General features: G+C 61.9%; 14 protein-coding genes and 3 tRNA genes. 11 read left to right on the forward strand and 6 right to left on the reverse strand.

Annotation, left to right across the window (positions count from 1 at the left end; translation table 11 throughout):
• Nucleotides 1-84: 84 nt before the first annotated feature.
• Nucleotides 85-513 (forward strand): MarR family winged helix-turn-helix transcriptional regulator, encoded by a 429-nt coding sequence (locus ACFELO_RS06330; protein WP_440959699.1) that lies wholly within the window; start codon nt 85-87, stop codon nt 511-513.
• Here the strand turns inward: ACFELO_RS06330 and ACFELO_RS06335 are convergent.
• Complete coding sequence (locus ACFELO_RS06335) at nt 510-1109, reverse strand: peptidylprolyl isomerase (RefSeq protein ID WP_440959700.1); 600 nt, start codon at nt 1107-1109, stop codon at nt 510-512. The two genes, ACFELO_RS06330 and ACFELO_RS06335, sit on opposite strands and share 4 nt — an antisense overlap.
• Before the next feature lie 249 nt (nt 1110-1358).
• On the opposite strand from ACFELO_RS06335, the gene ACFELO_RS06340 reads away from it, so the two are divergent.
• The 4 genes from ACFELO_RS06340 to ACFELO_RS06355 all read left to right on the forward strand — a co-directional run bounded on the left by ACFELO_RS06340 (nt 1359) and on the right by ACFELO_RS06355 (nt 3891).
• Complete coding sequence (locus tag ACFELO_RS06340; RefSeq protein ID WP_440959701.1) at nt 1359-2525, forward strand: bifunctional chorismate mutase/prephenate dehydratase; 1167 nt, start codon at nt 1359-1361, stop codon at nt 2523-2525.
• Nucleotides 2526-2551: 26 nt separating this feature from the next.
• Nucleotides 2552-2627 (forward strand) — tRNA-Val (locus ACFELO_RS06345).
• Between the two features lie 129 nt (nt 2628-2756).
• Nucleotides 2757-2972, forward strand: coding sequence for a hypothetical protein (locus tag ACFELO_RS06350; protein ID WP_440959702.1), 216 nt, complete (start codon nt 2757-2759; stop codon nt 2970-2972).
• A 121-nt stretch (nt 2973-3093) separates the two neighbouring features.
• Nucleotides 3094-3891, forward strand: coding sequence for a DUF4760 domain-containing protein (locus ACFELO_RS06355; RefSeq protein ID WP_440959703.1), 798 nt, complete (start codon nt 3094-3096; stop codon nt 3889-3891).
• Here ACFELO_RS06355 and ACFELO_RS06360 read toward each other — a convergent pair.
• Nucleotides 3888-5171 (reverse strand): glucuronyl esterase domain-containing protein, encoded by a 1284-nt coding sequence (locus ACFELO_RS06360; protein WP_440959704.1) that lies wholly within the window; start codon nt 5169-5171, stop codon nt 3888-3890. The two genes, ACFELO_RS06355 and ACFELO_RS06360, sit on opposite strands and share 4 nt — an antisense overlap.
• A 164-nt stretch (nt 5172-5335) precedes the next feature.
• On the opposite strand from ACFELO_RS06360, the gene ACFELO_RS06365 reads away from it, so the two are divergent.
• Nucleotides 5336-5412, forward strand: a tRNA-Asp gene (locus tag ACFELO_RS06365).
• A gap of 73 nt (nt 5413-5485) precedes the next feature.
• Nucleotides 5486-5562, forward strand: a tRNA-Asp gene (locus tag ACFELO_RS06370).
• 64 nt (nt 5563-5626) lie between these two features.
• Here the strand turns inward: ACFELO_RS06370 and ACFELO_RS06375 are convergent.
• The 4 genes from ACFELO_RS06375 to ACFELO_RS06390 form a co-directional block, all read right to left on the reverse strand.
• Complete coding sequence (locus ACFELO_RS06375) at nt 5627-6331, reverse strand: lysostaphin resistance A-like protein (protein WP_440959705.1); 705 nt, start codon at nt 6329-6331, stop codon at nt 5627-5629.
• A 106-nt stretch (nt 6332-6437) separates the two neighbouring features.
• A complete protein-coding gene (locus ACFELO_RS06380) occupies nt 6438-7688 on the reverse strand; it encodes an ABC transporter permease (RefSeq protein ID WP_440959706.1) in 1251 nt (416 codons plus the stop codon).
• Nucleotides 7685-8368 carry an ABC transporter ATP-binding protein gene (locus tag ACFELO_RS06385; protein ID WP_440959707.1) on the reverse strand — a complete coding sequence of 228 codons (684 nt, stop codon included), beginning with the start codon at nt 8366-8368 and terminating at the stop codon, nt 7685-7687. The genes ACFELO_RS06380 and ACFELO_RS06385 overlap by 4 nt, the downstream gene beginning before the upstream one ends.
• Nucleotides 8365-9834 carry an efflux RND transporter periplasmic adaptor subunit gene (locus ACFELO_RS06390; protein ID WP_440959708.1) on the reverse strand — a complete coding sequence of 490 codons (1470 nt, stop codon included), beginning with the start codon at nt 9832-9834 and terminating at the stop codon, nt 8365-8367. Before ACFELO_RS06390 ends, ACFELO_RS06385 begins: the two co-directional genes overlap by 4 nt.
• Before the next feature lie 332 nt (nt 9835-10166).
• On the opposite strand from ACFELO_RS06390, the gene ACFELO_RS06395 reads away from it, so the two are divergent.
• Genes ACFELO_RS06395 through ACFELO_RS06410 form a run of 4 tightly spaced genes read left to right on the forward strand, consistent with a single transcriptional unit; the run spans nt 10167 to nt 12171 of the window.
• Complete coding sequence (locus ACFELO_RS06395; protein WP_440959709.1) at nt 10167-10532, forward strand: NADH-quinone oxidoreductase subunit A; 366 nt, start codon at nt 10167-10169, stop codon at nt 10530-10532.
• Nucleotides 10502-11101: a NuoB/complex I 20 kDa subunit family protein gene (locus tag ACFELO_RS06400; protein ID WP_440959710.1), complete on the forward strand. Its 600-nt coding sequence runs from the start codon at nt 10502-10504 to the stop codon at nt 11099-11101. The genes ACFELO_RS06395 and ACFELO_RS06400 overlap by 31 nt, the downstream gene beginning before the upstream one ends.
• Nucleotides 11102-11131: 30 nt before the next feature.
• Entirely contained in the window at nt 11132-11743 is a 612-nt protein-coding gene (locus ACFELO_RS06405) for an NADH-quinone oxidoreductase subunit C (protein WP_440959902.1), read from the forward strand.
• A complete protein-coding gene (locus tag ACFELO_RS06410) occupies nt 11743-12171 on the forward strand; it encodes a GFA family protein (protein ID WP_440959711.1) in 429 nt (142 codons plus the stop codon). Before ACFELO_RS06405 ends, ACFELO_RS06410 begins: the two co-directional genes overlap by 1 nt.

Genomic DNA, 12171 nt, shown 5'->3' on the forward strand with positions numbered 1-12171 from the left:
TTTCCTGACCAAACTGGGATAGCGATAAAACTGTCATGTCCACGTCTCGTCAGATCGGCGGGTCATCGAGTCGAGAGTGAGTGAATGAGCGACACCACCCCCCGATTGTATTCCGCCGTGATCAAAACCGCTGAGCGCTTGCGTCAGGAAGCGGATTCCGTGGTGATCGAAGCAGCGGGTCTGACAGTCGCGCAGGCTGCGCTTCTGGGCGTGGTGATCCGTGACCCTGAGGCCACCCAGAGTGACATTGCCGTGCGCCTTGAGCTGTCTGAGCCCGCCGTAACGCAGATGGTGGCGCGTTTGCAGCGTGAAGGTCTGATCGAACGCACGCGCGACGCCAGCGACCGTCGCCGTTGGCGGTTGAAAGTCAGTGCGGAAGGCGTGGAGAAGGCGGGGCGTGCGCGCCTGGCGTTTGAAGGCGTGAATGCTCGCCTGGAAAAGATGATGGGCGAGGCGACGGCGCATGATGTCGCCGAGCGCCTGACCCGTCTGAGGCTTGAGCTGAAAGACTAGTTTTCCGCCACTTCATCAAGAATGCGGACCGTTACGATCTGCACCGGCTCGGTGATGAATTGCGGGTAGGGGAAGCTTTCCGGAGCGTGCTCCAGGCTCGCGGGCGCCATCCAGATCCGCTCCACGACATCCATGCCTTCCGTCACCGCCCCAAAGACGGCGTAGCCGGATTCATCGGGATTGCGGCCATCTGGGCCGGCGTCGAGGCCTGGATAGTCATTGACCATGATGAAGAACTCGGTGGTCGCCGTTCCCGGTTCATCGCGCGCCATGGAAATTGCGCCCCGGCTGTGGGTGAGGCCTGTCTCAAGTGTGCTCTCATGCGCAATGCCCTCAGCTTCAGGAAGCCCGTCAAAGCTGTGTCCGCCCTGAATGAGGTTCATTGGCGCGACGCCCTCGCGCTCATTATCGTCACGGACGGTGCGATAGAAGCTTCCGCCATCAAAATGACCTGCCCGGGCATGGGCGATGAAATTGGCGACGGACACTGGAGCCGCGGTCTCGTTGAGCTCGACCTCAATATTCCCGTGGGTGGTCTCGATCACGGCATGAGGCAGCGCGGTCATCAGGGCGGCGGTGGTGAGGGCGGTCAGCATGGTCTGGATGTCCTTGAGGCAAGTGAGCCGCTATCGGGCGGTGTTGCGTGAAGAATGTCAAATGTCCGGCCATAAGGGCTTGACCGAAGCTCTGCGACCATTCCATGCTGCAACGCATGATGACTGCGAACCTCTTTTTCTTTGGCGGCTATTTTTATCGTCCCCTCGGGGCCGGTTGACGCTGCTTGCTTGCAAGAAAAAGTCACCAGCCCCGCCCGATGGCGGGGTTTTTTATTGGGAGATGAGGCAATGAGCCCGACCAAGCCGCATGACGAACGCCAGATCCTGCGTCAGGCCATTGATGCGACCGATTCCGAGATCCTGAAGATACTGGCGGAGCGTCGTCGCCTCGTTGAAGCCCTTGTGGCGCTGAAGGCGGGCGATCAGAGCCCTGTCCGTGACACCGAACGCGAACGCGCTGTGATCGAACGCGCTGTAGCGAAAGGGCGCGAGCTGGGCCTGTCAGACAGCTTTGTGGAGACGCTGTTTCAGGCGATCATCGATGACTCCCTGCGTCGCCAGCGCGCCACGCTGGATGCCCGGGTTGGCGATGCGATGCTGACCGAAGCGCGTGTGGCCTATCTCGGCGGCCCGGGTTCATACTCCCAGTTCGCAGCGAATGCGCACTTTTCGGGCCGGTATTCCGGCGTGGCTCCAGTGCTCAAGCGCGACTATGCCGCCATCTTCAAGGCGCTGGAGGATGGAGAAGCCGATTACGGTTTCCTGCCGATCGAGAACACGGCCACGGGCGGGGTGAACGAGGTCTATGACCTGCTGCGGGACTCCAATCTCAAGATCGCCGGCGAGCACCATATGAAGATCCAGCACGCCCTGATGGGAAAGGCGACCGATCTCGGCCCGGTGCGCACCGTGTATGGCCACCCGCAAGCCCTGCGTCAGGCGCAGCGATGGCTCAATTCGCGCACGGATCTCAAGAAAATCCCGGTCACCTCCACCACACGGGCGCTGGAGCGCGCGCTGGATGAAGGCCCGTCCGTTGCTGCGGTCGCAGGGCCGGACGCCGCGCGCCTCTTCGGTCTGAACGTGATCGAGCCCAACATTTCCGATTTCGAGGGCAATGAGACCCGTTTTGTCGCTCTGGCGGTTGATCCAGCGCCGGCGTCGCCGCTCTTGCCGTGCAAGACCTCGCTCGTCTTTATCACGTCGGATGCCTCGGGCTCGCTTGTGGATGCGCTGGACGGCTTCCGTCAGCACGGGGTGAACATGACCAAGCTTGAAAGCCGCCCGGTTCATGGCGCGCCCTGGGAGCAGATGTTCTTTCTCGATCTGGAAGGGCATGAAGAAGACAAGGCCGTGGCGCGTGCGCTTGAGCACCTTGCGGGACATGCGAAATCTGTTCGACGTTTCGGCTCATACGGTTCTGACCGCTTGAAGCCGACCCAACTTGAAGGCTAAAAGGGCGACCCTTCCGAGTCGGAAGCGGGTGGTTAGCTCAGCTGGTAGAGCAACTGGTTTACACCCAGTAGGTCGGCGGTTCGACCCCGTCACCACCCACCATCCGGCCTGGACTTCACTTACAGGACCCAGAGTGTCGGGATATTTCCCCATTGCCGCCGCCGAGCGGCTCGGACAGTCTTTCTGTTCAGTACTGCGAGTTCGGGCTCGCAGGGTCGGGGAGTGCGCCTGATGAGTACGTTTGACGCGTTCAAGGCCGCCCATGCCGGTACGGACTTTGAGGACTACGCCGCCTTCGTCAAAGCGATGGATGAGGCGGGCCTTGAAGGCGAGGATCGGCAACGCGCCTATTCAGCCTGGCGACTGGGCTGGAGCCGGGCGACGCTGGGCGCTGAATCCGCTGAACTCAAAGAGGTTCGCCGGGGTCGGATCAAACGTTGGGTCTAGCCGGTTTAGCTTGCATGCCCGGTGCAAAATTTTTATATATAGCGAGTAGTCAGACATCCTCTGAAGGGTTTGAAGATGAGCCAGCGCGGCGGAATGCACGGACACTAGAGCGGACTGAGGCATGCGAACCCCGGTCCCGCCTGAGCTCGCACAAGCCTATCTGGACGCTATCCGGGCCTATGAAGCTGTAGCTGCGCAGGAGTCTGCGCCTGCTTGGCTTGATCCTGTTTTCTGGGCGACCACCGCTACGGCCCTGGCAACCGCCGGGTTGGTCTGGGTGGCGTTTCGTCAGGTCGGTGCGCTGATCAAGGATGCTGACAATCGCGACAGGACCGTTCGGGACGAAGCGCGTCGCCAGAACACGCTGACCTTTCTTCTGCAATCTGAATCAGATCGCGAAATCCTTGAAGGCTACAAGGCCTATGGCGAGCTCTTCATCGAGCGAGTGAATACGCTGACGCCGCGCATGATTGTCGATCCCGGCGCAAGCACTCTGATGCCTCATCAGCTCGAAAGCGCGCGCAGCGCCTATCGCCGGGTTCTGCGGGTTCTCAATGTGATGGAATTGGGCGCTGTCGGTATCAAGAACAATATACTGGACGAGCGGGTGTTGTTTGACTGGTGGGCGGATTTCTATGTGGCGTCGTTCTGCCGGATGCTCCCTGCCGTGGCCGCCATTCGCGTCATCAATTCAGGATATGAGACCTTGGGGCAGGGCAGTCCGGCTCCGATGAATGCGGATGCCCTGTTTTCGGGGGCGCAGGACCGGGCGCGGCGTTGGCGCGATGCTTTGGAGAAAGTCCATCCTGAGAACCGGGTCTACGACCGCTATCGCGCCTATTTCCATCAGGATCTGAAATGGTGGATGGGCCGGATGGATACCCCGCTCATGGATATCTATGCCGAGCTGGAGCGCTAGGGCTCCAGTCGCGCATCCAGAAAGTCGAGGAAGGCGTTCCAGTCCTCGGCGCGCACGCCATGCGTGGCCGGGCGGATGTGATAGGCGAGACGCCCACTGGCATCCATCTGATCAAGCCGGGTCTGGTTCAGGCCATCAACGCCATACAAGGACCAGACCGGGCTCGCCGCTTCGGCGGCGCGCCAGGCGCCGGCCGGGTCAGACCAGACATCACGCCAGCTATTACCCAGAAGCACGCTGCGAGGGGCGATCAGCGCGAGCAGGTAATGGGCGTCCAGCGGCAGCTCGTCCTCATGCTCGGCATAGGCGGCATAGCCGGGTGCAAACCAGTGCGGATAGCTGTCGGTGATTGAGCCAATGGGCTCTCCCAGATTGTCCCGATGCAGTGAGGCGCCCCCCGTGCCGGACTGGTGCGCGAGAACCACGCCAATCCGCTCATCGCGCGCTCCGGCCAGCAAGGCCGCCTTGGCGCGGCGGGAATGGCCCATCACGGCCAAACGACTGGCATCAATCTGCGGATCGGTTTCGAGAGCATCTGCAACGCGGCTCATCATCCAGGCCCAGACCCCGATGACCCCGGGGCGATCGGGCGCGTCCGGATCAAGGCCGAGCGCGCTGAGCGTTTCGCCATGCAGGCTGGCGCGGTCCGGGGCGATATCGCTTTCATGCCAGGCGGCGACGGCATAGCCCCGACGCAGGATCTGTTCGATCGGCGGGCTGACGACATATTCGCCAAAGAAGCTGCTGGCGTACTCTTCCAGCATTGAGCCGGTGGGTTCGCAGTAAGACGGGACCGGGTTGCGGTTGAGCGAAATGTCCGTGCGAAGAAGCTGGGCCTGAAGACCACAATCGCTCGGGATGAGAATCGCCGGCGCCGCGCTGCTTGAGCCATTGGGAGTCACTAGCGCCAGATCAATCACGCCCTGACCGTCATCGGGAAGGGAGATCAAGAGCGTCAGCATTTCCAGCCGCCCCGCGCCATTATAGGCGGCGTCATCAATCAGCGCTCTGGACGTCACCTCGACGACACCCACAGGCAAGGGCGCGCCATAGAGCGTTTCAGACAGGAGCGCCTGAACCTCTGGCCGGGCCTGTATCCAACCGTCCAGCCCGTTTTCCAGACCGGGCAGGGACGGTTCTGCGTCCGGGCCTGCGCCGGTCGGGCTGGCGGTCATCATGATGTATCGAACCGGGCTGCAGGAGGCGGCGATGCCGAGCAGCAAGGGGGCGGCGAGCGCCAGAAACAGGCTGGTTCTGAGCAGGGGGCGGGACTGTGTCATCGGGGCAGCTTAGCGCTCGAGTTAAAGCGCTGCGAGCGGCTTCACGTGGCTGTGATTTTCCCACAGTGAGGCGCTGCACTTGCTGGCAAAACCCGCTTGACCGTCGTGCGGAGCGCCTTTAGACACACGCTTCCTGACGCGGCCATGCGCCGCGAATGATCTGAGCGGGTGTAGCTCAGTTGGTTAGAGCGCCGGCCTGTCACGCCGGAGGTCGCGGGTTCGAGTCCCGTCACTCGCGCCAGTTCAGATCAGCAGGACAAGCCGCCACAGGCGGCTTTTTGATTTCGCCGGACCTGTCTGGCGTATCGATCCGGGCGGGTGTAGCTCAGTTGGTTAGAGCGCCGGCCTGTCACGCCGGAGGTCGCGGGTTCGAGTCCCGTCACTCGCGCCAGTTCGGATCGATTTCTCTTCCCCGACAAGACGATAGCGACGCGACCCGATCCGGAGCCGTGTGTCTAGATATCAAGCTGGAAGAACAACGCTGTGAACACCAGGCAGTCAACGCTGGCGTGCGCAATGACGAGCGGCCAGAGATTACGCTTGTACAGCACGAACAAAACGCCCAGCGCGAGGCCAATGAGTCCGGTGACGATCAGACCGCGCAGGCCCTGATAATACACATGGCCATAGCCGAAATAGAGGGCGGGCAGGAGGATGGTGAGCACGGTCATGAAGACGTCGCTGCCCAGACCGTCTCTCAGTCGGTTGATCATGTAGCCGCGGAAGAACACTTCCTCGCCCAGACCTGCCGCGAGGATCGCAATGGCGAGCCAGAGCAGATAATGGGGCAGGCTTCCATCGGCTACGGCCCCGAAGCGATCCATCACGCCCTCAGGCTCCTGGGTCATGAATTCAAAGCCCAGCGCGCCGCCCAGCATTGCCGCGCCAACACCGGTTCCGAGGATGGAGATGATCGCCAGAAGGCTTTGAAAAGGCAGCAATAGCCAGGATTTCAGCTTCGGCAGGCGGACGAGGCCGTAATGGCGCCAGCTCAGGCCACGAAAACTGAAATAGACGGTCAGCCCCGATAGCAGGACAAGCAACGTCAATGGACCGGCATAGCGCCAGGCGACAAGTGCGAACAGGGCTTTGATCGACATGGCCAGAGCGGCCAGCAGAAGAACTTCCAGCACGATGAGCGGGCGAATTTTGGCTGACATTTGAACCTCTTGGTGTGTGTCCGGTCTTGATGCCGCTCCGCCTGTGATCAGATGCAAAAAAGGCCGCCCTCAGGGCGGCCTTTTCAGTTGGCGATCGGGCTGACGCCTATTCGTGACGCAGCGCCGTGATCGGGTCGAGGCGGCTGGCCTGGTGGGCCGGGTAGAAGCCGAACAGCACGCCCACCACCGTTGAGGCGCCGATGGCGACCAGCGCGATGGTCGGTTTCACCGCGACATTGAGGTTCACGCCCAGGGCAGGGGCAAACTGTTCGATGCTAAGCGCAAGGCCCAGACCGAACAGCAGACCCAGAACCCCGCCGACAGAACACAGCACAACCGACTCGATCAGAAACTGGTTGCGGATATCCGCCCGGCGGGCGCCGATGGCGAGCCGCAGGCCAATCTCCCGCGTCCGTTCGGTCACAGACACCAGCATGACGTTCATGATGCCGATGCCGCCGACGATCAGCGTGATCAGACCCGCGACCGCGAGCAACAGGCCCATCACCGTCTCGGTGGCCCGGAAAGCGGTGATGAATTCTGCGAAGTTGCGGACCTGGAAGTCGTCTTCGTCACCCGGATCAATGCCGCGCCGCACCCGCAGGAAGTTCTCAAGCTCGGCGGTGGCGTAGTCCATGTCTTCACCGGCCGCGACTTTCACCCAGATGCGCTGGACCGGATCGCGGACGCCGGCGCGGGCAAAGCCCACCACCCGCGAACGGACGGTAGAGATGGGCGCCATGATAATGTCGTCCTGATCCTGCCCGAAGCTCGACTGGCCGCGTTCGGACAGTATGCCGATCACTTCAAAAGGCTGGCTGTTCAGGCGCACGGATGCTCCAAGCGCGCCGCCTGATGGAAACAGCTCCTCAGCCACGGTCTGACCCAGCACCGCGACCCGGTTACTGCGTTCCACATCGACCACCGAGAACATGCGTCCTTGCGAAATGGTCCAGTCCCGGATTTCGAGATAGTCCGGATGCACGCCGCTGATCTGGGTCGGCCAGTTCACGCCGTCGACGACTGCCGTGACCGAGCCGTCGATCGTGCCGGACGCGGCCACGATGACGTCTACCTGATCGCGGATGGCGTCCACATCATCAGAAGAGAAGGGCGTGCCGCTGCCGGCGCCGCCGCGTCGACCGCCCCGGTCATTGGATCCGGCGCGAATGTTCAGGGAGTTGGAGCCCAGTGAGGAAATCTGGTCCTGGACCGCCTGGCTGGCGCCATCGGCGAGAGACACGGTCGTGATCACCGCCATGACGCCGAAAATGACGCCCAGAATGGCCAGAAAGCTGCGCAGCGCGTTCACGCGCAGGGCTGTCAGAGCAACCCCGATCGCCGCCATCATATTCATTGGCTGTCCTCCACGATCAGGCCGTCGCGGAACCAGATCCTGCGTTTGGCGCGGGCGCCCACCTCATCCTCGTGGGTGACAAGGATGATGGTGATGCCTTCGGCATTGAGTTGATCGAGGATGTCCAGCACCTCGATGGTGGTTTGGCTGTCGAGCGCGCCGGTAGGTTCGTCGGCCAGGAGGATGGAAGGCTTGCCCGCCAGTGCGCGTGCAATCGCGACGCGCTGTTGCTGACCGCCCGAGAGCTGTGAGGGATGGTGATCCATCCGCTCGCCCAGCCCGACCATGCGCAGGCATTCCGCCGCCCGTTCATTGCGTTCCTTGTGCGGCAGACCGCGATAAAGGAGCGGCAGGGCCACATTGTCGAGCGCGGTGGTGCGGGGCAGCAGGTTGAACTGCTGGAAGACGAAGCCAACCTTGCGGTTGCGGAAATCGGCCAGCTGGTCCGGGCTCATGCCAGACAGGGCTTCTCCGGCGATGATGAGCTCGCCGGAGCTCGGTCGATCCAGCGCGCCCACCATGTTCATGAAGGTGGATTTGCCCGAACCGGACGGCCCCATGATGGCGACGTACTCGCCTGCATTGATGTCGCAATCCACGCCGGCGAGCGCATGCACATCGCCGCCCCCGAGGGTGTAAACCCGGGTCAGATTGCGCGCCTGAATGAGAGGCTCGGTCATCCGGCGGTCTCGCGCACGCGGGTGACGACGCGGTCGCCTGCGTTCAGGGCTTCGCCCACGATCTGGGTGTACTGGCCGTCTGACAGGCCGATGCCGACCGGACGCTCCTGAAGGCGGCCGTCTGCGGTTTCCACCCAGATCGAGCCGCGACGCACCTGATCGCGTTGCTGGGCGCGTTCCTGGCTCAGCTGGTCATAGCGCGCCAGCTGGTCCGTTGTGAGCACGCCAGACAGGGCGCGGCGGATCAGGGCTTGCGGGTTGGGCGGCGGCGCGCCGGGCGAGGGGTTCTGGAACTGGGCGCGCATCTGCTGGAAGGTTTCGCGCATGACGCGCTCGACTTCGGGGCGTTGCTCGTCCGTCAGCTCCAATTGCTCGGCCAGCCGTTCGATCATGGCTGCGCCGCGGCCTTCGCCGCCACGACCGCCCTGTTCAGCCTCATTGGCGACCACCAGCGATTCTGCAGCGCCCCGGGGCGTAAAGCGCAGGGCGGCGTTGGGCACCGACAGCGCGCCGTCGACCTGGCCGGTGACGATGGAGACGTTCGCCGTCATGCCGGGCAGCAGGCGCTGGCCCGGATTGTCGGCCTGGATCACCACTGTATAGGTGACGACATTGGCTTCATTGGTTGCCGCCAGACGCACCTGGGTGACTTCGCCGGCGAAGTCGCGATCAGGATAGGCGTCAACGTCAAAGGTCACGGTCTGGCCTTCGTCGATCTGGCCAATATCAGCCTCGTCAATCTCGGCTTCGATCTGGATGCGCGATAAATCTTGCGCGATCAGGAACAGCACCGGCGCGTTGAAGGAGGCGGCGACCGTTTGGCCTTCGTCGATCTGGCGGTCAATCACCACGCCTTCGATGGGAGAGCGAATGAAAGTCCGCTCCAGATCTACTTGTGCGCTTTCCAGCGAGGCGCGGCGTTGCTGTTCGCTAGCGCGGGAGTTTCGCAGATTGGCCTGGGCCACCAATAGCGCGGCGTTGGCGGCTGCGAGCGCTGATTCTGCAGTGTCATACTGCGCCTGTGAATAGGTGCCGCGCTGCACGAGTTCCTGCGCGCGGTCAAAGCTGCGTTGGGAGACTTCCAGATCAACACGGGCGCGTTCGAGGTTGGCTTGAGCCACAGCGACCTGCGCGCTGGCGACTTCCAGGCTGGCCTGAGCCTCCTCAACCCGGGTCTCGAAGGTTTGCGGATCGATTCGCGCCAGCAAATCGCCGGAAGAGACCGCGTCATTGAAGTCAGCGTGCAGTTCGAGGACTTGGCCGGACAGCTGCGAGCCGACTTCCACGGTGATAAGCGGAGCAATGGCGCCCGAGGAGGAAACGATTCGCGAGATGTCGCGCGCTTCGGCGGGCGAGGTTTCAACAACAAGGTCACCTGTCGCCGCCGAGCCGCCACGGAAAAAGATGAACCAGATCAAGGCGGCGGCGACGAGAATCGCTCCGCCTGCGTATAGAATGCGTGTCACGTGTTTGCCCCTGGCGAAGTCGTGGCGCTCATGCGCCGTCTTGCTTGAGATACGCCGTATCACGGTCTCATCCGTTGCTGAAAATGAAACAGATGACAGAATTGCCATCGCAGTTGAGAGGCATTCGCAAATATAGCCGTGTTTTCCCCACTTTAGAGCGCATTTGGACGGAGCTTTCAGCTTGCGAGGCCGCGGTCAGAAGACTAGCTTCCGCCCAACCGCGGCCGGGGATTCACTGTGCAAGCGTTTGTTCGGATTTATGTGGCCGGATACGCAAAACGGAATCACCGGTCCATTTGGCCATCTTGATGCGGGGAAGGGTGCGACCTCACATGAACGCGCTCCTGTTGGAATATCTGCCGATCCTGATCTTTCTGGGCATAGCCGCCGGGCTGGGCCTCGTGTTCATTCTCGCCGCCTTCGTGCTGGCGCCGTCTGATCCCGATCCGGAAAAGGTCTCCACGTATGAATGCGGCTTCAACGCCTTTGACGACGCACGGATGAAATTCGACGTGCGCTTCTATCTGGTGGCGATCCTGTTCATCATCTTCGACCTCGAAGTCGCCTTCCTGTTCCCCTGGCTGTTCCCGATCTTTGACGGCAGCATCGCGGCCTTCTGGTCGATGATGGTCTTCCTGGGGGTTCTCACGGTGGGCTTTCTTTATGAATGGCGCAAAGGCGCGCTGGACTGGGAGTAGGGCACATGTCTGACCTGATTGTTCCGGCGGGCTCCGCCGCTACGGCCAAGACGCCGCATTACGACCCGCAAAAGCACGACCCGTTCTTTGACGGCGTCAGCGATGCGCTGGCGGACAAGGGTTTCCTTGTCGCCGCAGCTGATGACCTGATCACCTGGGCGCGCACCGGCTCTCTGATGTGGATGACCTTTGGTCTGGCCTGTTGCGCGGTGGAGATGATGCAAGCCTCCATGCCGCGATATGACGTTGAGCGTCTGGGCGCCGCGCCGCGTGGTTCGCCCCGTCAGTCCGACGTGATGATCGTGGCGGGTACGCTCACCAACAAGATGGCTCCGGCCCTGCGCAAGGTCTACGACCAGATGCCCGAGCCGCGCTACGTGATCTCGATGGGCAGCTGCGCCAATGGCGGCGGCTATTACCATTATTCCTATTCTGTGGTGCGCGGATGTGACCGGATCGTTCCGATCGACATCTATGTTCCAGGGTGTCCTCCGACCGCTGAGGCGCTGGTCTATGGCATCCTGCAGCTTCAGAAGAAAATTCGCCGCGAAGGCTCGATCGAGCGCTAAGGCGCCCGTTTAGGAGACGCTCTTATGAGCATGACCGAAACGATGACTGAACTGGGCGCGCATATTTCCACCGCGCTGAGCGATGATGTCCGTAGCGTGGACGTCGCCCATGATGAGTTGACGCTCACCATTCACCGCGACCGCGTTGTGAAGGTGCTGCGCTTCCTGCGTGATGACGCCCTTTGCCGCTTCACGACGCTGATCGATATCTGCGGTGTGGACTGGCCGTCCCGCACGGATCGCTTCGACGTGGTCTACCACCTTCTCAGCATGCATCTGAACCAGCGTATCCGCGTGGTTCTGAGCACTGATGAAGACACCCCGGTCGCGTCAGCGGTCGAGTTATTCCCGGCTGCGAACTGGTTCGAGCGTGAGGCCTTCGATATGTACGGCATCCTGTTCGACCATCACCCGGATCTGCGTCGTATCCTGACCGATTATGGTTTCCATGGTCACCCGCTGCGCAAGGACTTCCCGCTGTCGGGCTTCAATCAGGTCGTCTATGACGAAGAGCAGAAGCGCGTGGTTTATGAACCGGTCGAGCTGGTTCAGGAATACCGTGACTTTGACTTCCTCAGCCCCTGGGAAGGCGCGAAATACGTGCTGCCCGGCGACGAAAAAGCGGGTGGGGAGGGCGCTTGATGTCTGAACCTGTCCAGGGAAGCTGTCTGTGCGGCGCCTGCTCCTTCTCGGTCACCTTGCGTGACGAGAATGTGGACGCCTGCCATTGCGGACAGTGCCGGACCTGGTCTGCGGGCCCCTTCATGGATGTGATGGCGGTCTCGGCCCCGGCTTTTGACAATGAGGACGCTGTTGGCGTGTTCCGCTCTTCTGAGTGGGGCGAGCGCCTGTTCTGCAAGACGTGCGGTTCGGCCTTGGCCTGGCGCATGGCGGATGATCACAACAAGATCGCCATCTCCGCCTTCGCTGTTCCGCTCAGCGACACTGCGACTTTCCGTTCGGAAGTCTTCATCGACGCGAAACCGCGTTTTTATGACTTCGCGCAGGACACCAAGAAGATGACCGGCGAAGAATTGATGGCGGCCATGGCGCCGCAGGGGAACGCCTGA

The organism is Oceanicaulis sp. LC35, assembly GCF_052055585.1.
Lineage (GTDB): Bacteria > Pseudomonadota > Alphaproteobacteria > Caulobacterales > Maricaulaceae > Oceanicaulis.